The sequence below is a fragment of the Clostridioides mangenotii TR genome, assembly GCF_000498755.1.
GTDB lineage: Bacteria > Bacillota > Clostridia > Peptostreptococcales > Peptostreptococcaceae > Metaclostridioides > Metaclostridioides mangenotii_A.
Map to the genome: position 1 here is coordinate 38,261 of NZ_AXUS01000009.1, position 20,546 is coordinate 58,806.

At 30.7% G+C, this 20,546-nt stretch carries 21 protein-coding genes and 1 pseudogene; 4 read left to right on the plus strand and 18 right to left on the minus strand.

Features of this window, described 5'->3' with window-relative positions; translation table 11 throughout:
- Nucleotides 1–82: 82 nt before the first annotated feature.
- The 11 genes from T473_RS0105945 to ku all read right to left on the minus strand — a co-directional run bounded on the left by T473_RS0105945 (nucleotide 83) and on the right by ku (nucleotide 9,337).
- The gene (locus tag T473_RS0105945) at nucleotides 83–547 is read right to left on the minus strand and encodes a MarR family winged helix-turn-helix transcriptional regulator (protein WP_024621077.1); all 465 of its coding nucleotides are present in this window, start codon (nucleotides 545–547) and stop codon (nucleotides 83–85) included.
- A 245-nt stretch (nucleotides 548–792) separates the two neighbouring features.
- Nucleotides 793–1,353 (minus strand): beta-class carbonic anhydrase, encoded by a 561-nt coding sequence (locus tag T473_RS0105950; RefSeq protein ID WP_024621078.1) that lies wholly within the window; start codon nucleotides 1,351–1,353, stop codon nucleotides 793–795.
- Nucleotides 1,354–1,430: 77 nt separating this feature from the next.
- Nucleotides 1,431–2,321 (minus strand): alpha/beta hydrolase, encoded by an 891-nt coding sequence (locus T473_RS0105955; protein ID WP_024621079.1) that lies wholly within the window; start codon nucleotides 2,319–2,321, stop codon nucleotides 1,431–1,433.
- Nucleotides 2,322–2,522: 201 nt separating this feature from the next.
- On the minus strand, nucleotides 2,523–3,491 hold the full coding sequence (gene asrC / locus T473_RS0105960; RefSeq protein ID WP_024621080.1) for a sulfite reductase subunit C: 969 nt from the start codon (nucleotides 3,489–3,491) through the stop codon (nucleotides 2,523–2,525).
- 11 nt (nucleotides 3,492–3,502) lie between these two features.
- Nucleotides 3,503–4,297, minus strand: coding sequence for an anaerobic sulfite reductase subunit AsrB (gene asrB, locus T473_RS0105965; protein WP_024621081.1), 795 nt, complete (start codon nucleotides 4,295–4,297; stop codon nucleotides 3,503–3,505).
- 1 nt (nucleotide 4,298) lies between these two features.
- On the minus strand, nucleotides 4,299–5,306 hold the full coding sequence (gene asrA / locus T473_RS0105970; protein ID WP_024621082.1) for an anaerobic sulfite reductase subunit AsrA: 1,008 nt from the start codon (nucleotides 5,304–5,306) through the stop codon (nucleotides 4,299–4,301).
- Between the two features lie 279 nt (nucleotides 5,307–5,585).
- Complete coding sequence (locus tag T473_RS0105975) at nucleotides 5,586–6,272, minus strand: Crp/Fnr family transcriptional regulator (protein ID WP_024621083.1); 687 nt, start codon at nucleotides 6,270–6,272, stop codon at nucleotides 5,586–5,588.
- Between the two features lie 62 nt (nucleotides 6,273–6,334).
- On the minus strand, nucleotides 6,335–6,898 hold the full coding sequence (locus T473_RS0105980; protein WP_024621084.1) for a DUF5105 domain-containing protein: 564 nt from the start codon (nucleotides 6,896–6,898) through the stop codon (nucleotides 6,335–6,337).
- 197 nt (nucleotides 6,899–7,095) lie between these two features.
- A complete protein-coding gene (locus T473_RS0105985; protein ID WP_242825871.1) occupies nucleotides 7,096–7,395 on the minus strand; it encodes a rhodanese-like domain-containing protein in 300 nt (99 codons plus the stop codon).
- 214 nt (nucleotides 7,396–7,609) lie between these two features.
- On the minus strand, nucleotides 7,610–8,551 hold the full coding sequence (locus tag T473_RS0105990) for an ATP-dependent DNA ligase (protein WP_024621086.1): 942 nt from the start codon (nucleotides 8,549–8,551) through the stop codon (nucleotides 7,610–7,612).
- On the minus strand, nucleotides 8,552–9,337 hold the full coding sequence (gene ku, locus T473_RS0105995; protein WP_024621087.1) for a non-homologous end joining protein Ku: 786 nt from the start codon (nucleotides 9,335–9,337) through the stop codon (nucleotides 8,552–8,554).
- Nucleotides 9,338–9,579: 242 nt separating this feature from the next.
- Here ku and T473_RS0106000 point away from each other — a divergent pair, with 242 nt between their 5' ends.
- On the plus strand, nucleotides 9,580–10,173 hold the full coding sequence (locus tag T473_RS0106000; RefSeq protein ID WP_024621088.1) for a class I SAM-dependent methyltransferase: 594 nt from the start codon (nucleotides 9,580–9,582) through the stop codon (nucleotides 10,171–10,173).
- A 217-nt stretch (nucleotides 10,174–10,390) separates the two neighbouring features.
- On the opposite strand, the gene dinB is transcribed toward T473_RS0106000, so the two are convergent.
- Both dinB and T473_RS16340 read right to left on the minus strand, forming a co-directional pair.
- Nucleotides 10,391–11,551, minus strand: a complete 1,161-nt coding sequence (gene dinB, locus T473_RS16335) for a DNA polymerase IV (protein ID WP_051365878.1) — start codon at nucleotides 11,549–11,551, stop codon at nucleotides 10,391–10,393.
- Between the two features lie 371 nt (nucleotides 11,552–11,922).
- On the minus strand, nucleotides 11,923–12,480 hold the full coding sequence (locus T473_RS16340; RefSeq protein ID WP_024621089.1) for a hypothetical protein: 558 nt from the start codon (nucleotides 12,478–12,480) through the stop codon (nucleotides 11,923–11,925).
- Between the two features lie 288 nt (nucleotides 12,481–12,768).
- Here T473_RS16340 and T473_RS0106015 point away from each other — a divergent pair, with 288 nt between their 5' ends.
- Nucleotides 12,769–13,236: a hypothetical protein gene (locus tag T473_RS0106015; protein ID WP_024621090.1), complete on the plus strand. Its 468-nt coding sequence runs from the start codon at nucleotides 12,769–12,771 to the stop codon at nucleotides 13,234–13,236.
- Between the two features lie 120 nt (nucleotides 13,237–13,356).
- On the opposite strand, the gene T473_RS20225 is transcribed toward T473_RS0106015, so the two are convergent.
- The 4 genes and pseudogenes from T473_RS20225 to T473_RS16350 form a co-directional block, all read right to left on the minus strand.
- Entirely contained in the window at nucleotides 13,357–14,094 is a 738-nt protein-coding gene (locus T473_RS20225) for a hypothetical protein (protein WP_465220254.1), read from the minus strand.
- Nucleotides 14,068–14,531: pseudogene (locus tag T473_RS20230) on the minus strand (iron-containing alcohol dehydrogenase); the annotation flags it as partial. The gene T473_RS20225 and the pseudogene T473_RS20230, both read right to left, overlap by 27 nt.
- A gap of 935 nt (nucleotides 14,532–15,466) precedes the next feature.
- Complete coding sequence (locus T473_RS0106025) at nucleotides 15,467–16,090, minus strand: hypothetical protein (protein WP_024621091.1); 624 nt, start codon at nucleotides 16,088–16,090, stop codon at nucleotides 15,467–15,469.
- A 253-nt stretch (nucleotides 16,091–16,343) separates the two neighbouring features.
- The gene (locus T473_RS16350; RefSeq protein ID WP_330369403.1) at nucleotides 16,344–17,111 is read right to left on the minus strand and encodes an ATP-dependent DNA ligase; all 768 of its coding nucleotides are present in this window, start codon (nucleotides 17,109–17,111) and stop codon (nucleotides 16,344–16,346) included.
- Between the two features lie 325 nt (nucleotides 17,112–17,436).
- On the opposite strand from T473_RS16350, the gene T473_RS19385 reads away from it, so the two are divergent.
- Nucleotides 17,437–18,135, plus strand: coding sequence for a threonine synthase (locus T473_RS19385; protein WP_051365879.1), 699 nt, complete (start codon nucleotides 17,437–17,439; stop codon nucleotides 18,133–18,135).
- Nucleotides 18,081–18,611: a pyridoxal-phosphate dependent enzyme gene (locus tag T473_RS19390; protein WP_278246349.1), complete on the plus strand. Its 531-nt coding sequence runs from the start codon at nucleotides 18,081–18,083 to the stop codon at nucleotides 18,609–18,611. Before T473_RS19385 ends, T473_RS19390 begins: the two co-directional genes overlap by 55 nt.
- Before the next feature lie 1,098 nt (nucleotides 18,612–19,709).
- Here T473_RS19390 and T473_RS18450 read toward each other — a convergent pair.
- On the minus strand, nucleotides 19,710–20,537 hold the full coding sequence (locus T473_RS18450) for a collagen-like protein (RefSeq protein WP_024621093.1): 828 nt from the start codon (nucleotides 20,535–20,537) through the stop codon (nucleotides 19,710–19,712).
- Nucleotides 20,538–20,546 lie beyond the last annotated feature (9 nt).

A 20,546-nucleotide genomic window follows, 5' to 3' on the forward strand; every position in this document is an offset into this window, starting at 1 on the left:
TTAATTCACTTTTTATTTTCTACCTTTTCTCACATTCTTTCTCTTACCCTTTTTTACTTACTCTCATATACTTATTTTCTTACTATTTACGTAGATCTCTACAGTCTACTTTTGTATTTTCTAGTTTTATATTATCAATCATCTGTATAAGAAGACGCTTTAAAACTATTTTTTCCTCTTTGCTAAACCCTTTAAATGACTCTTCCTCTAGCTCTTTTTGCAGCTCTTTGAGTTTATGGCAAACTCCGGATCCTTTTGCTGTCAAAAATATTCTCGTAATCCTTTGATCTTCGCTGTCCTTCCTCTTCTCAATTAACCCAGCCTTCTCCATTCTGTTTAGCATAACAGTATTTGTAGAAGGTTTTACACTTCTTATTTCCGCTAATTCTCTTTGACTCTGCCCATCCCTTTTAGATAACGATAATAATATTTGAGGTTGACCTGGGTACAATCCCAGCTTTTCAAGTTCATTATGCGATCTTATAAAGTGGGTTCTGATAAGTTTATGAAGAATAGTATTTACACTTTCTTCTGATTCGTATTCCATATTTACCCTCCTTTCAAATATTAGTTAGACGACTAACAGATATTATACTTTATCTAAACTATTTCGTCAATATTTCTATATTAATTTAAATAAAAAATTTAAAATTTAGCTTTTTTTAAGTTTTCATGTTAAAAGAAAACGTTTTATTATTAGCTGACTAACAAATAATAACAGGCTAAAAACATATATATTCGATGTTTTTAGCCTGTTATTTTATTGTTCTATTATTTTATTCTTTTGTTTTTTTATTCGTAACCATTTACTATTACATCTATTTTACCAGTTTCTGGCGACATAAGCAGTCCATGTACTACTACATTTTTAGGTACTAATGGATGATTTTTTATAAGATTGACACAATCATCAACTGATTCTTCTGCTGAGTCAAATCCATGAAGCCACTTTCTAATATTTATCCCAGAATTATAAAGCGTGTCTATAACATCTTGTGATATACCTTTTTCAATCAGTTTGTCTACAACGCTATCTACATCTACCCTACACATTCCGCAACTGTGGTGCCCTACAACCATTATTTCATCAACGCCAAATTCACAGATAGCTACAATTATACTTCTAGTCATACTTCCAAATGGGTGAGTTATAGTCGCACCAGCATTTTTTATAATTTTAGCATCACCATTTCTTAAATTCATCGCCTCTGGTAGTAAACTAGTTAGTCTTGTATCCATACATGATAAAACCAATAATTTTTTATTTGGATTTTTTGAAGTAGCATAATCTACATACTTTTTATTATTTACAAAATCCTTATTAAACTCTAATATTTGATCTAATTTTCTCATATCACACCTACTTTAAAAAATTAATTGCTTTAAGATAAATATTTATACTCAAAAGCAAATAATAGAATCATATTTATTTATTTTATATTTTTTAAAAATTTTAAAATACTACTTGTAGTAATATCTAATTGTTTTTCTTGACTTACTATAGCTTCATTATCACCCTTTTGTTCACCATAATCAGCAAATTGAGAGTGATTTGCCCCTTCAATCTCTACATAAGTAGTGTCATCTGGAAGGTTTGCTTTCGCGTTTATTAAGTTTTCAAAATTTAAAACGCCATCCTTACTTCCCCAGATTGAAAGTACATCTTTGCCTAAATCCTTAAGTTCATCTCCCATTGGATAAGAAGCTAATAGAACAACACCATCTACATTATTGTTATTTTTCGCAAATTTAGCAGCCATAGTTCCTCCAAGAGAATGGCCCCCCACTATCCAAGTATCAATGCTCTGGTATTTATCTATAACTTTGTCTCCTTTATTTATAGATAATGTCGCTAAATTTAGGGGCATTGGAACGATGACAACTTGATATCCTTTTTCGGCTATTGCTTTACATAGAGGTGCATATGCCTCTGGTTCAATTTTAGCCCCAGGATAGAATATAAAACCTTTAGTCGGAGTCTTTCCTATTGGTGAAAATGATATGAATTTGTTAACTGAGACTTCAACATTTTTATCACTGACTAGAGCTTCTTCAGCTAACATCTGTGGTTTATATGTAATATTGGCCCATATGACAAATACAATAATTGCCATAACTAGAATTGCTGATAAGCCTATCATGACTTTTTTCATAATAGTAGTCTTTATACCATTATCTCCATCATTTTTATTATTGTTAGTTTTATTACTTTTATTATTTTTATCATCCTCTAAATCGTAGAGTAATGGCTTTTCCAACTCCATAGTTATACTAAATGTATCATATTTTTTCTTACTCTTTGCTTTAACATCTTTCCCCATTAATTTTACCTCCAAAACTGTTGAATACTATTATAGTTTAACGTAACTAAAATATTTTTTCAACTTACGAAAAAACTAGAACTTCAATCCTTTTTTATAATAATCATTGTTATTATATCTATATACACAAGTATACAATAAATTACCAAACAATAAAGTCATATATTTTTATTAAAAATATATGACTTTATATTAATTAAATTAATACTTAATTCCACTCCAATATATATTATCATTCATATGTGTAATTTCTGTGAACTTTACATCTTCTAAAGCATATTTTTTAAATTCCATAAAGCCAGTTCTATCTATAATATATCCTATGTGCTCTTTTCCATTAGGAGCATCCTTTGCAATATATTCTTTAACATATTTGTAAGTATTAAGTATTATTTTTATTATATTTTCTTCGTCAACCCATTTAAGCCAATCTTCTGCGAGTCTAGGATTTTTCTTTCCAGTTCTTCCCATTATAACTAATCTATAGTATTTATTTTTGCTTCTAGTCCATGCAGAGGTTGGGCAGTTTAAAACACATTCTCCACATCCAATACAAGTTTCTTCGTTTCTAACCACTTTGTTATTTTCAATTTTAAGAGCTCCTACTGATACCTTTTTACATTTTTTAACACAAGCACCACAATTTACACATCTATCCATATCGTAAACCGGAAGTGCCATTCCTATTATACCAAAATCGTTTAATCTGGCTTTTATACAGTCATTTGGACATCCAGTTAAGGCTACCTTAAAATGTAGATCATTTGGAAATACTGCTTTTTCGATCCTCTTAGCAAACTCTGTTGTATCGTACTGTGCCTTTGGACAGGCTTTGTTTCCAACACATGCTGCTATATTTCTAGTTCCAGCTGCTGGATATCCTTCCCCTCTCTCCGCTTGATTTATATCCATTTTATCTATAACAGGTTGAATTAGTTTATTTACTTCTTCCATATCTTCCATCTTTATACCAAGTATTTCAAATCCCTGTCTTGTAGTCAAATGAATTCTACCATCTCCGTACTCTGTAGAAATCTTTGAAACTACACTTAAACTTTCCGAATCTACTAATCCCCCTGGAACTCTAACCCTTAAAGAAGTCATATATTTATTCTTGGTTATTCTATAAGCATTTTTCATTACTTTTCTTGTATTTAAATCTCTAATCATTATTTTCACCTCTAATCCACTAAATTTTTTGCTTCAGCATAATTAAACACAGGTCCATCTATGCAAATGTATTTGTCGTCAATTTTACAGTGTCCACACTTTCCTAGACCACAACACATCTTTCTTTCATATGAAACCCAAATATTTTCTTCTGCTATACCACGTTTCTTTGCTTCAGCTATTGCAAACTTCATCATAATCGGAGGCCCGACTATTACTGCTGAGACATTATCGATATCTTTTATCTCAAGTTCCGGTATATACTTAGTTACTAGGCCTACATTCCCTGTGTAATCTTCTCTAGCTCCATCTACAGTTACAAGCACATCTAACTTATCAGCCCATTTTTTTAAATCGTCCTTAAATAGCACATCCTCTGGAGATCTAAATCCTGATATTAAATTTAATTTTTCACATGTGTTTACATTGTTGTAAAAATGTTCAACAATACCTCTAACTGGTGCTAAAGCGCTTCCACCCGAAACTATAATAAGTTCTCTTCCTTTATATAGATTCACATCAAATCCATTTCCGTACGGTCCCCTTACAAACAAACTATCGCCGATCTTATAGTTGTATAGTTCCTTAGTTACTTTTCCTACATTTCTAATTGTAAAGTCTATATACTCGTCTGTAAAACCACATACTGATATTGGACTTTCTCCGAATTTTGGTATTGATATTTCGTAAAATTGACCAGGAAGTACCTTATCTGAATTCTTCTCTACTCTAAAAGTCCACTCTTTCTCTGTATGCTTTATTATGTCAAGAATCTTTGCTTTCTCAGGGATATATTTATTTTCCATACTATTTACCTCCTCTTTCTTTTTCGATTTTGTCTATTTTCTCAACACAACTTGAGAACGATATATACTCTGGACAGGCATCATCGCATCTTCCACAGCCAACACACATGTTATAACCAAATCTACTTTTAAAGTCGTTTATTTTATGCATAACTTTGAATCTCATTCTGTCCCCTTGACCAGTTCTAAATGAATGACCTCCAGCTATATCAGTATATCCTTCTACTTGACAAGAAGCCCAAACTCTTCTTCTTTCACCAGCATTTTGGTTTTCTTTGTAAAAAATATCTTGCATTGTAAAGCAAGTGCACGTAGGACAGACAAAGTTACATCTTCCGCACCCTATACATCTCTTGTCGTACTCTTCCCAAAGTGAATCACTTTTTATAGCTTCTACATCTATATTTTGAGGGACTTCGATAGATATCTTGTTTTCTTTCACAAAATCCATCTCAAAATCAACTTTTTCACCGTTAAAAACTTCTAGATCTTTATCTTTAATATCCAAGTATATAAAATCATTATCTAAATTCATCCCTATTGAATAATCTTCAGTTTTATTTGATCCCATACTTGCGCAGAAACAGTTTCTAAAACTCTCTTTGCATCCTATTAAAACAAACTTTACTTTATCTCTAATTCTCTTGTAGAAATAATCTTCTTCATTGCCGTTATTAAGGTAAATTTGATCAATTCTTTTAACTCCATGAATATCACACGATCTCATAAATACAAGTAACTTCTTATCATCTGTATTGGATTCATTATACTGATCTTCAGTAAAATAAAAAAGAATCTGGTTAATAGGTAAAATCGTCTCCTTAGGAGAATAGTTTGACTTCCTTTCAAACTCAATCTCATCAAATCTCTCTATCTCACTGTAAGATATAAGATCAGTGTCAGAACAAGTGCCTTTAAATGGCTTTACAGTCGGTGCAAATATTTTATACTCTTTGCTCAGTTCTTCTAATGCACGATCTAATTCAGTTGTATCTATTTTTATCTTCATAATCAACCACCCCTTCTCATTTAATATCTATATTGTTAAATAAAATTTTATCATTCTCTTAAGTTTATTTCTGTGATTAATATCACATGCTATAAAATAACTTTAAAAGCTCCCTATATTTGCGAAACTGAATAAGTACAAAAATTAAAAAGTAGTATCTCTTAAATGTATTACACATCATTAAGATACTACTCTTTTAAAACACCCTATTATTTAACATAGTAATTTATATGTTATTTAACATATTATCAATGTAATAAATTTTCTATCTATTACAAACTATTCCTTAAAATACTTGACCAACTTATCAGCTTTAACGTAAATCTGTTTGCCTTCAAACCTTACTAAATTATTTTCTTGAAGCGTCTTCATCGCTCTTGATAAAGTCTCCCTCTTTGTTCCAAGCATATCGGCTAAATATGTAATCGTGATATTTAGATTTAGAAAAGTCCACTCTCCATCTTCAATTCCAAACTCTCTGCTCAACCTACATAGTTTTGCAGCAAGCTTCTTATCTACCCTAAGAGATATAGAATTTTTTAATTGTCTGTAAAGTCTTCTCATTCTTTTTTCAGTGTAATTAAATACATTGGCAGTTAGTTTAAAATCTTTCTTCATCATACCTTCAAAATCTTTTATACTTATATCTGCTACTAGTGATTTTTCAAATGCTTCGCAAGTTACTGTAGATGTATGTTTCTCTTCAAACGATATCTCATTTATTAAATCTCCACTGTTTAGAATAAAAATTATTTTGAGTTCTCCATCCTCACTCATCTTCGATATAGACGCCTTTCCATCTATAAGAACATATACTTTATCTACTTCTTCTTTTTCATGTATTATTGTCTGCTTTTTTCTGTATGTTTTTAATTGCGCTAACTCTAAAAATTTATTTTTTGTATACGTACTTGTATTCTTTAAAAATACAATTTTATCAATATCGTTCATACTCAGTTTATCCAACAAGCATCACCCAACTTTATATAATAATTGACTATTTGGTTTCATTAACAAAATTTCTTCTTCTATTCAAATGAGTTCATAAGCTCTTCAAACTTATCTATATCACCTATTACTAGTTTTTCAAAGCCTTTATCTTCTACATCCACTATCCACTGCTTATCTTCTCGGTTCAATTTAATTGTTCCTTCACGCTCAGTAACTTTTGCATTTTTTATTTTTTTAATAAATAGCTTATTTATATCACTTTCTACATCATTATTGCCATTTAAATAATCTTTTAACGACTCTTTAAAAATCTTAATAGTTAAATCTGCAAAATCAACTCCAGCTAGTTTAACTTTAACCGTAGCTGTGTCACCATCCACTTTCTCAGACAATACTTCTACTTTTATATTTTTAAGGGCGTCAACCATAACTTCTTGAAATTCAGCTTCTTGCTCTGGCGTCATTTCTTCATCATCAAAGTTCATAAAATCTTCTATATCCTCATAAAAATCATTTTCTGATATTTGATCGAAGAATTCCTCTGTTGCTTTAGTAGGTGTTTGCCTTATACATCCGACAAATACCAGAGCAATACTTAAAAATACTGTAAGTAATGCTACTAACTTTAAATTTTTTTTCATAACAATATTCCCCCACCTTAATGATTGTTTTCCTCATATAAATTTTCCCAAATCAATGCAACTTTGTCAATATATTATAAAATTCAATACTTTTTTGCTTTAAAATAGGGATGTCCTATAATAAAACTATATTCTTAAAGCAATATAGATTTATTATAGGACACCCCTATAAATTTAACTAATCTACTTTATAACCGCTAAATCTCGTTATCAATGCCGTTTTTTAGATTATAAAGATATCTAAAACCCAAATCGTACAAAATATTACATGCTGTCACACTTCTATACCCGTGGTAACAGTACACTATAATTACTTTATCTTTATAGGCTTCAATTATATCTATATCATGATATAAGTCTTGTAATGGAATATTTACTGAGTTTTTTAATTTTTTGATATTGAAATCTTCACTCGACCTTACGTCTAACAATAAAATATCCTTTTTTGAATTTATCATATCCTTTAGCTGTTTAAAATTTATCTCCTTATAGATCACTCTACCACCCCCAAAGTTGCAAAATTAGATACGCTATAAACATACCCAATATATACACAAATAATCTTTTAACAATTATCGTGTATATTTACATGTATGTTCACAAAACAAAAAATGTGTGCCCTTTAAACAAGTATATTTAAATAATGACACACATTTTAAACTATTATTTTATTATATATTTTTAGTTCAAGTTTCTACTTACAAACCACCCTTATTGCTTTTCTCTACATTCTATTGGCAATTTATCTTCTCTAATACCTTTTAAAACTGGTTGTCTTAATGCTCCTTTATCGTTTGGCATGTATTCTACGGTCGCAACTAACGTAGGTTCTAGCCAAACAGCATTCTCATTTCCTTCTGGAACATGTGGTATCGTTGGACTAGAAGCTATCTTATAATTATATTGTTCTAATTTACTCAAACTTACTCCTAGAGTAACATGACCTTTATAAGCTAATTTTCCATCATTTCCATATTGTGCGATAACTAAACTAGCCATATTATTTTCTTTTAATATATAACCGCAAACTACAAAATCCATATCTTCTAAGAATTTAATCTTTATCCAATCCTTAGATCTTTTATCAAATAAATACTTACTACCTTTTAATTTTGCAACAATGCCTTCTAACTTCTGCTGTTTAGCAAGTTCAAATAGTTTTACTCCGTTATTTTCTATATACCTAGATATCGCAATTCTATCGTTTTCTTTTACTGTCTTCTCTAAAATTTTCTTACGTTTTATTAAATCTAAATCTGTTGTTAGTTCTCCGTCTATATATATTATGTCGTAGGCTACAAAACTAGCAGGATGTTGCTTGTAAGCTAATCTAATTTTAAACGGATCACTCATCATTGATCTTCTTTGTATATCAAAGAAATCTGGTACTCCGTTCTTTGATACAATTAATTCTCCATCTAATATGCACTTTTTCTTTACTTGTTTGTGAATCTCATTTAACTCAGGGAAACGCGGCAACAATTTAAAATCTCTCTTATTTATTAATTCCGAACTATTATTTTCTGGATCTAAATATGCAATACAACGTATACCATCAAGTTTAAGTTCAAATATATAGTCTGGAGAATCAAATGCTTTTTTCAACTCTGAAATTAGCATGGGTCTTATGCCTTTTTTATCGAATAAATCCATTTACTTAGTCCCTGTTTTTAAATCGTTGTTCTGAGCCATATCTACAGTCTTTTTAAGCGCTTCCATAAGATCTATTACGTTGTTAGGCTTATCACTATCCGCAGATATGATCTCTTGGCCTGCAATTTTCTTTTCTATAGCATCTCGTAGACGTTCTTGGTATTCGTCATGGTATGCCGCTATGTCGAACTCTTTAGTCATAGATTCTATTAAGCTATTTGCCATATCTAACTCTGACTTTTCTACTTGCGCTTTACCTTTAGATTTAGGCATCTCTTGTACTTCCTCTGCATAGAACAGTGTCTTTGCGATAAGACCTTCCTTAGTCGGATACAAAACAATAAGCGTTTCATTTGTTCCGAGTACTGTTTTTGCAATTGCAACCTTCTTTTGTTTTAGCATAGATTGCCTAAACAACTCATATGCCTTCTCTCCACCTATGTCAGGAACTATATAGTAGTTTTTATCGTAGTGTATATTTTCTATTTCGCTCATTTTTGAAAATTGGATAATGTGGATTGTCTTATCTTTCTTAGTTTTTATCTTTTCTAATTCATCCGATGTTATTGTTACATATTTATCTTTTTCAAATTCATACCCTTTTATAATGTCTGGTGCTTTAACTTCTTTACCGCAATCTCCACAGAATTTTTTATATTTAATCCTCTGATGTGTGTCTTTACATAACTGATTAAAATTTATGCTTATATCTCTTGTTGTTTTATACAATCCGCATGGAATATATATCATCCCAACAGATATAGCCGATTTATGTGCTACTGCCATACCAATCACCTCAAGTTTATATTTTTAGGTTTAGTATATGTAATATCTGTAAATTTACACATAAGAAAAGAGTAGTATTTAATTTGGCGCTTATAGAACTTAAACTATAAAAACAACTCATTTATTTAATATAATTACAACACTAGTGTTATCTTATAATTAAATATACAATAATAAATGTTATAATTTATATAACTTTAAATTTAATATGAATTGTAAATAATTATAAAGGAGAATAATTAATGAATTTATTTGATAATATCGCAAAAAAGTATGATATAGATAGTCGAATTGAATTAGCAAATACTATAACTAAAGAATTGAGAAAAGAACTGAAGAATACTTCTGACAAACAAGCGCTTGATTACGGTTGTGGAACTGGTTTAGTCGGATTACAGCTTACAGATAAATTTAGATCTATATTGTTTGTAGATTCTTCAGAAGAAATGATCAATGTAGTTAATCAAAAGATCGAAAAGATAAAAGTAAATAATGGCAGTACTATGGTTGGAGATTTTAGTACGGAGGATTTGCCCGATGTAAAAGTTGATTTCATAATAGTTTCTTTAGTTTTACTGCATGTACAAAAAACATCGATACTTTTCGAATCCCTTTATAAATTATTAAATTTAGAAGGTGAACTTATAATTGTTGATTTCGATAAAAATGAAAAGATCAATCATGAAAAAGTCCATAATGGTTTTACTCATCAAGAACTTTATAACCAAGCTGAAAGGGTAGGATTTAAAGATATTAGCGTTCGAACTTTTTATCGAGGAAAGGAAATATTCATGAATCAAGATGCGTCAATGTTCATTTTTAATGCGAAAAAATAATGTTCCCAAAATGGTCAATATTTTTTTGTAAAATTACTTATATAAGAGAAGATTAAAATAAATCACAATTATTTAAGTCTAGATATATACCTTATACTAAACAATTAAGCTAGTAGTATCAATACCTTGCTTGCTTCTTCTATCTATACCCAATAGGGTGTATTACGTGGTCCTCTTTTGGGTTAATGTGCGATAGTTCATCATCTACTAAAGTAATTCATCTCTGGACTGCATAATGCCCAAATCTATATCTTAATTTATCTATAGTATTATCTATCTTTTCGTGTCTTTCTATTTCCTTGAAGTTATCCCCGAAACTTAATTGTACATAATTGGATGTAGACAAACCACATGCTCTTACGCCTAACTTTCTAACCGGTATAAATGGCTGGTGATGTATTTTATATAGATCAAATGCTTTATCAAAAATTTCTGGAGTTGTATTACATGGAATAGTCAATTTTCCTTGTCTCTCATACCACTCTAAATTACTATTTCTAATAGTTATCTGAACAGTACTACATACAAAACAATGTTTTCTAAGCCTTTCTGTTACACTCTCTGTAAGTTTATACAATACAATCTTTACTTCCTCATCTTTAGTCAAATTCTTTTTTAATGTAATAGAATTACCTACACTTTTAATTTCCGAGTTATCGCCTAATCTGGCTACAGGTGAATCGTCTAGACCGTTTGCAAACTTCCATAAATCTACACCTCTAACACCTAAATGTTTCTTTAAGAAGTCTGGATTAGAATTTGCTAAGTCACCTATAGTATTGATATTAAATTTAATAAATTTCTTTTTAGTTGATCGCCCAACGTTTAGCAAATCCTCGACTGGCAAATTCCAGACCTTATCTTTAAAGTTTTCTGGTAAAATAACTGTTGTCGCATCTGGTTTTTTCATATCACTACCTAATTTTGCAAATATCTTATTAAAACTAACTCCGATTGATGCAGTAAGCCCTAATTCTTTCTTGACTCTATTCCTAATTCGATTCGCGATTTCTTCGCCGCTCCCAAATAGCTTTATACTGCTTGTAACATCAAGCCAGCACTCGTCTAATCCAAATGATTCTATTTGATCCGTGTAATCTTTATAAATATCTATCGCTAACCTAGAGAATCTAAGATATTGTTGATAGTTTGCCTGTACAATTACTAATCCAGGACACTTTTGTTTAGCCTGCCAGATAGGTTCTCCTGTGGTTATTTTGTATTTTTTAGCTATATAGTTTTTTGCCAATATAATTCCATACTTACTGTCTCCTTGGCTTCCTACTGCTAACGGCTTCTCTCTAAGATATGGATTATACAAGCACTCTACGCTTGCATAAAAGTTATTCATATCTGAATGTATAATTACCCTTTCCATAAAATGCACCTCATTCATAGAACGTTAGTTCCGAATATATGTTCTATTATATACTTTAAGATAGATAATATTCTATAGGGGATTAATGGAAATTGATTTTACAATATGTGTAGTAACATAACTGCAAAACAGAGCAATATATAGAAACCTTAAAATAAAAAAAGAGTAGCATATTTTGCTACTCCTTTACAATATTCTTGCATTAATTCCCTTTAATACAGGATATCTTGACGCTATTTATTTTCTTAAGTATCCCATTATATTTATATTTTTACAATAAATAAGGTATTGTAAACAATCTAATATTTTATATTATTAGGTAAATTTAATATGTATTAATTTGTTATCCGTTAATTACGTAAAGATAAATACTATTTGATAGCATCCTCGTAAACATTCTTAGTATTTTCTTCCATCTGTCTTAATCTATCCTTAATACTATTTAGTTCAGACTTAGCTTTTTCAGACTCTGTTTTATATTGATCCGTCTCAGCTTTTGCTCTACTTACCTCATTCGACTTTTCAGAGATCTCTTTTGCTTTCTCTTTTATCTCATTTATTTTCTGTTGAATCTCATTTTGTTTATCTAACAACTGTTGTTTTAAATTTTTAATTTCTTCTACTGATGATTGGCTTCCTTGTCGCAATGAGTTCAACTCATTTTCTAATTGCTGTTTTTTAGTCTCAAGTGTTGATTTATCCAACAGTAATTCATCTTTATCTTTTTGTAATTGACCCGCTTTTTTCTCTAAAATTTCATTCTCAGTCTTGCTTCTTTTTAAACGACTAGCTAGATCGTTTACTATACTTTCTGTTTTGGAAATGATCGAATTCCAATCAACTGAAGATTGTAATGCTAAAACTGTTCCTCCAGAAAATACAACAGCGGATATTATAACACCTATCCCAAATTTACCTAATTTTTTCATATTAATACTCCCATTTTAATAAAAATTTACTTACAGCTTTTTGATATTAGCATACTATTTAGTTTTTGTAAATACATTTTCTACTACAAAGCTTCTTTATTAACGACACATATTCCTTCAATTATTACTTCAAACCACCAGAGCGTAAAATATAATTACCACTATAAAAATTATATCTCATCATCTTACTTTAAAAACATTATGGTAAATTATGGTTTCCCTAAGCTTAAAGAATCTAAAACAATAGTTGGAGCATATAAATATAGTAAAATCATAAGGAGGATTATTATGTATGATGAAATATATCCAAACCCAATTCATTTGGAAAAATCAATATATTCAATTGGAAATTCTGTAGAATCTGATGAAAAAATTAACAGATATTATCAATGGTTAATTGACAATATTCCGGAATCTGAACTAACTTCAGAACAAAGAGATCATATAAGGCATTTCCTGGTTTCAATAAAAGAAGATAAGATTAATCATAATAATGTATTAAAAATTATGTATTACCAAATCACTGGAAACACTTCAACTATAATAGAAAAAGAATTTGATGAACCCAAAGATTTTAAAGAAGAGATTACAGCTGAATTTATTAGAACGTTAGAATCTATTAAAAGAAATAGAATTATCATGTTTGGAATACCTAGTCTTTACTATAGAGATTTAATTTTCACCATTATATCCGATGAAATTCGACATGCATTTTTTTATAACCATATATTTGCGAACTTATATACTTTAACATAAAAAAGACAGTTAATTCTGTCTTTTTTTATGTTAAAATTTTTCTTTATGTCGTGCAATGAAAGTAATAACATACAAATAGAAATAGCTGTTTAAATTTCTATTTGTTACATCTTATTAATATCATTTAGCCATAGTGTAAATATTCTCCATATCATTTCTATTTAAGGATTTAAAACCTCCTATAGTTCTCGTGTCTTGAAAACTACAATTATAAGCCAACTCTTTCACTTGAAAATCAGATAACTCTACACCCAGCTCCTTAATAGAAGTTGGCATTTCAATTATTCTAAAAAAATCTTCCATAGCTTCAATACCTTCTATAGCTACAGTCTTGTCATCTTTTCCTTCAGATGAAATCTTCATTACATTAGTTGCAAACATGGCAAATCTAGATGGATTTGTATCTAATACGTATCGAGCCCAACTTCCCCAAAGCGAAGCTAAACCAGCCCCGTGTGCTACGTCAAACATTCCACTTAATTCATGTTCTAATTCATGGCAAGACCAATCCCCCAAAGCCCCACAACCTGTTAATCCATTATGAGATAAACTTCCTGACCACATGATTTCTGCCCTTGCATCATAACAGTTTGGATCTTTTATTAGAATTTCTGCATTTTTAATAACAGTTCTCAAAAGTGCTTCACTTATGCCATCTGATAACTCCATACCTTTATCTGCTGAAAAATAACGTTCTAAAGTATGCATTAATATGTCTACACAACCTGAGCTTGTCTGATACTGTGGTAATGTAAGCGTTAACTCAGGGTTCATTAATGCAAATACACACCTTGATTCTGAATTGCAACCTCGCTTTACTCCTCCTTCATCCTTTGTAATTACAGAAGCATTACTCATTTCACTGCCAGCCGCTGCTAATGTTAAAACACTGCCAATTGGTAAGCATGATTTAGGCACTCTTTTTCCCTCATAAAAATCCCATACATCACCACTATTTGCAACTCCATAGCCTATAGCTTTAGATGAATCTATAACACTTCCTCCTCCAACAGCCAGTATAAAATCCACTTCTTCTTTTTTGCAGATTTCAATTCCTTCATATACTTTAGATAATCTTGGATTTGGCACAACCCCCCAACACTTATATATGTTATACCAGCTTCATCCAATGATTTATAAACGCGATCTAGTAGTCCAGATTTTTTTGCACTTATTCCTCCAAAATGAACTAATACCTTTTGATAATTTCCCTCTTTTATCAGCTTCCCAACCTGGAATTCAGCATCTCTACCGAAAACTACTTTAGTTGGTGTAAAATATTCAAAATTTAACATTGTTACAATCCTCCTAATATATTCGTATACTTAATCTTACTATATTCCTTTTTCGTTAGCAATAATAATAACACCTGCTAGGGTGCAGGTGTTATTATTATTACTTTAGATACGACGTATGCGCATTCTACAGAGGATTTTTCTTGAAAAGTCGCGATATTTTTGAAAACATATAAAATAGCAATTTACCACCGAGTTAAACCTTACGGTATCAAGTCGGTGGCAAATCGCTATAATTACTATAAATTAAGATTTCATCAATTCCATGTATCCCTTAGAATTCAGCGTTTTTAGGAGTTCTAGGGAATGGTATTACGTCTCTTATGTTGCCCATACCAGTCATGAATAAATCGTCTATTTAAATGCTTATTATATAGCCAATTTTCTTTATTAATAGACGGTATAAGTAAGTGATATCAACACATACAAATTATTAAGTTTTATTAATGTATTCTTTCTCTTTATTTTGAAGTTTTCGTTTTCCGTAGGCAATATGTGGACAAAAACAAACCTCATATATAATATAAAGTATAAATTTATATTATATACTTTATAACTTTTTCATAGAGACATGCACATTTAACAATTATTATACATACACTTTATTACGCAAGTGAATAACAAGCGTAGCGTTCTTAAACTCGTTTTAAGATGTGATAAACGTTAAGCGTAATCGATTAAAGTGACCTTGAGGGAAATCTATTTATTTTGATTTCTCTATTTTTTTATGTAAGTTTAATTAAAGTTCATTATTCTTACATAAAAAACTACCTACAATTAAGCAGGTAGTTTCGCAATAAAACTAGAATAATTCTTATCTTAATTTTTTATATTTTTTTTAATATTTTGTAAACTATATAAAAAATCAGCACTAATAGTGCAGTATTTATAATTTGTCCGACAAAGTATATATCTATCATTTTACTCTCTTCTTTCTATTTAATTTTATATGTACCTGTAACTGTATGATCCTTTGAAGCAACTGTACCAATACCATTGACTAATATATTCATATTAATTGTTCCTCTTGCTTTTAATGTAACACTCTTCTTACTAGACGCTATATTAGCAGTAGTTGGCCCTTTTACTAGATGTAAACCTAATGTATACCCAGTTAAACTTTGACCTTTACCAGTAACTTTAGTTATTTTTTTATTAGAAACATGGACATCTCCGTAAACATTAAAGTTCGCACCCATGCCGATTTTTTTAGAATATTTAAGTGATTTCGATGTGGAAGCAGCTCTTGCTAATCGAATATTATTATAATCAGAAGATTCAACTTCATTGCTAATTTCATTGAACTCTCTTAAAACCTCTTGCAGTTCCTCTTCACTATTAACAACAATAGGTGTTACTCCTTCAGGAATTTCGCATATCTTTAAACCATATTTTTTTACTAACTCTTCAGTATGTTCCCTTTCTGTTGTTTTGTCTTCTGATGATAAGTTTGTTTCATTCCTTCCTTCAAATGCATATGTAGTTTCACATATAGGTAATAATACTAATGCTGCAGCTAATAAAATAGCTACCTTTCTTTTAAAATACTTTATATTCATTTTACTTCCTCCTTTGTTGAATTTGTGTTAATAACCAACATTAGAATAGTAAAATTAAAACATAATTTCAACGTTTTATGTATAACTGGTCATTTAAAATGTATAACTGGTCATTATTATCAATTAATCTAAGTTTTCAAATTAAAATAATTTTCAAATAATAATTAAATATATAATAAGTGTATGTCACAATAAAAGACCTAGTATTTACTCTCTAGTAAATTAAAAAGGATAGCAATTACGCTATCCTTAATCATTCTCTACATTCTGTTGGTGATTTATCTTCTCTAATTCCTTTTAAAACTGGTTGCCTTAATGAACCTCTATCGTTTGGCATATACTCAACTGTACATACAAGAGTAGGTTCTATCCATACAGCATCTTCATTTCCTGAACCACTAGGTACGTACTTAATAGGTGGATTACTAGCTTTTTTATATTTATATTGATTAAGTTTTCTAAGACTCACACCTAAAGTAACATGTCCTTTATATATCAATTCGTTTTCTTCATTATATTGGGCTATTATTAAACTAGTCATATTATTCTCTTTTAATATATAACCGCACACGACAAAATCTTCATCCTTCATGTATTTTATTTTGATCCAGTCTCTACTCTTCTTATCAAACCAATACTTACTGTTCTTGTCTTTAGCGACAATTCCTTCTAGTTTCTGCTGCTCTGCCACTTGATATAATGCTTTTCCGTTAGTTTCTATATATCTAGATATCGCAAATCTATCCATTTCATTTACTGTTTTCTCTAATAATTTTTTGCGTTCTATTAAAGGTAAATCTGTAACTAACTTGTCCTTATAATATATAATGTCGTAAGCAATGAAACTTGCTGGATACTTCTTGCCTGCTAATTGCATTTTAAAGGGATCATTTAATAATGTTCTTCTTTGTAATTCGTAGAAGTCTGGTACCCCTTTGTTCATTGCAATTAATTCTCCGTCTAAAATACATTTTTCATTTACGTATCTATGTAGCTGGTCTAGCTCTGGAAATCTTGGGATAACTTAAAATCTCTCTTATTCCTTAAATCTGTACTATCTTTATCTAAATATGCTATACATCTAATTCCGTCTAACTTTAATTCAAATATATAATCTGGAGAGTCAAAAACCTACTGCATTTCTGCGATTAACATTGGTTTAATTCCTTTTTCATCGAATATATCCATAATATCACCTCTTATGGATAGTAATCAATGAATTTATTTACATACATTTTTTCGTTAATAGACTTAATATATTCGTCATTTTAATTAGATCAAACAAATATTAATATAATATAGTACAATTAAATTAAAGTAAAAAACTATTTAAAGGAGATCAAATTATGAATAAAAGAATACAAAACATGTATTGCATTGGTTGTGGACAAGAATATACACCAAATGATTACTTTCAGGGCTGCCCTAAATGCCTTGCCAAGGGAACAAATTCCAGTGTTACTTTTAAGTATCATGGCAAAGCTAAAACTTCTAAAAAATTTGGCATGCTCAAATTCAGCGACAGGCTTCCGTATAAATCCTTTCCTACTCTTGGTGAAGGAGGAACTCCCGTAATATCATTAGAAAAACTTGCCAAGAAGCTTAATCTTGCTTCACTTTATTCAAAAAATGAATTTCAAAATCCAACTGGCTCTCATAAAGATCGTATGAATCCGCTGATTGTTGCGAGGGCTATGGATCTTGGTAAAGAAGTTGTAGCAGCAGCCTCCAGCGGAAATGAAGGCGTTTCTCTGGCTGCCTATGCTGCACTTGCGGGGCTTGAATGTAATATTATTTCAACTGCAAATATCCAGCCAGGATGGAAAAGTGCAATTGTTTCTACCGGAGCCAATTTGATTATTAAGGAAACATCTGAGGAGCGTTGGGAGTATCTAGCCAAAATGGTGGAAACAGAGGATGGTATCCAGCAACTAACTACATCACCCCGCCAGTTGGAAGCAATTGTTTCGGGCTACAGGGATACAAAACAATTGCATTTGAATTGGTTGAGTTCTTTGGAAATAATTTGCCAGAATATATGTTGATTCCCGTTGCTCGTGGAGATTTATTGTATGGTATCTATGAAGGTTTCTGCGAAATGAAGCAGGAAGGCATTATTACTCGCATGCCAAAATTAGTTGCAATTGAACCTTTACCACGATTAGAAAAGATTTTAGACAAGGAGGCAGACTATCGTGACCTCTTCCCTGGACAGTATGAATTAACAGAATCAATCGGTGGTAACACTGCCACACTACAATCAAAAATAGCTTTAGAAAATAGCGGCGGCATGGCGGTAAGTATTAGGCAGGATGAAGTGGTTTCTACAGTATTAGATTTTGCAAAACATGGTTTGTATCTCGAAAGTTCCTCGGCTATTGTAGTTGGGGGCCTGAAAAAGCTTTGTGATAAAAAAAGAATCCCCTCAGGTTCATCTGTTATATTGGTTGCTACCTCCGGTGGTTCAAAGAATGGGCCTGATATTGTAGATGCTATCATAAGGGGAACAGATTCACTTTGATTCCTGCAAAATTGTTCAGAATATAAATAAGGGTAGCAATTAAGCTACCCTTTTTACTACCTACATAAATTTTCTAATTTCCAACCACTCAACAACTATCCTATAAGTCTCCTTAAAGTCATTCCCTACAAACTTAGGTACGCTGAAACCAATTTTCATTACTGTAAACACTTTTTCGACATAAATTTCATATAATATATTAGTGGTAAATAATATAATCCACTAAAGTTTTTTAGTTTTGCATATCCTTTTTAGTGAATTAAGATACTAATTAACTTTTTCTAACAATGGTAACAAAGATACCTTTTAGAATTTATTGCGAGATTCATAAATCATTGTCATGTTCTATGGATCATATTTAATATCTTCATTCCTGTATGCAATATATAGTAAAGTTAAAACACCATCTTATTAAATATATAAGGTGGTGTTTTTTTGAATTTTTGCTATTAATATTGGCTTGATTCCTTTTTCATCGAATATATTTACGCAACCACCTCTTAGAGATAGTATTGTCAGTAGCCCGACATTGATATAACAGTAATTACCGATGGACAATTTTTAACTACTTATGGATTAACTTATAAAGATATAAACCTTTTACAAGAATTAAATCTAATTGATATATTGAACTTTATTTCTATTGGAAAAGATGAACATGAATTGAACATGAATTAATGATTTTTCCAGATAATTTATTAATTATTAAAAAAAATGATACTATTGATTTGTCAGTTCAGTGCAAGAATTTGACTACAATAGGTAGAGAAATAAGTAATTTTATTGATAAGCCGTTTGAACAGTCGATAATAGATAATATATCAAAGGTTTTTGTATTAAAAGGTAATATTTCTATCTATTTAGAGAAAAATAATAAATAGTTGAATTGTATATGTGAAACATTTTTATCAATTAACTCCTTTTAGAGCCTTGTTATATTACATGGCTCTCATTAAATTTTTCTAATTCCGTGTTTAATATTACTTTAATTTTTCTTTATATTATCTTTATAAGCATTTTAATACCAATGAGTATATAAAGTACTTTTAGGAGTTTGAAATTTAATGTGATTCGTGTTACTAAAAATATTTAAACATATTAGCTTCCAATACGCAGGACATTTATATATGCGTTTATACTTGGACCAAATAAAACTGTTCCGCCAGTTGATGAAAAAATCACTAAATCCAATACATCACCCTCTGCCAATGTGACAATAGAACTGAAAGTTAACATTTCAAAGTCAGCATTTAATACAGTTGACGTAATTAACGATGGTAATGATAAAACTCCATTGACTCTAACTCCAACTGTCAGTCCAAAACTACCAGTAGTTGATTGAGCAAGAATCATAAACTCTACTCTATAATCCCCGGCTATATCAATTGTGATATTGTTAGTTCCAGTCGTAATATTTAGGTTTACCAACGGTTCATCTAAAGCTACAACTTCTTCTACACCACCGCTGTCTAATTCAATAACTTGTGCCACATCACTATACAGTCCTCCATATGCATTTATCAATGCAGGACCTGTTTCTCCTGTTGCCCCTGTTAATCCTGTTGCTCCTGTTAATCCTGTTGCTCCTGTTAATCCTGTTGCCCCTGTTAATCCTGTTGCTCCTGTTAATCCTGTTGCCCCTGTGGATCCTGTCTCTCCTGTGGATCCTGTGGATCCTGTGGATCCTGTCTCTCCTGTAGAACCTATAGATCCTGTGGATCCTGTTGCTCCTGTTGGACCTGTGGATCCTGTTGCTCCTGTTGGACCTGTTGGACCTGTTGGACCTGTTACGCAACTTTGATTGCAACAACCTGGTCTATTTTGACAACAACCATTGCAATAATTACAATCATAATGATCACAACAACAACAGTTGCAGTTTGTAATTATACAACCACAGCTTTTACAACATTTATTATATTTCAAAAGCATTCA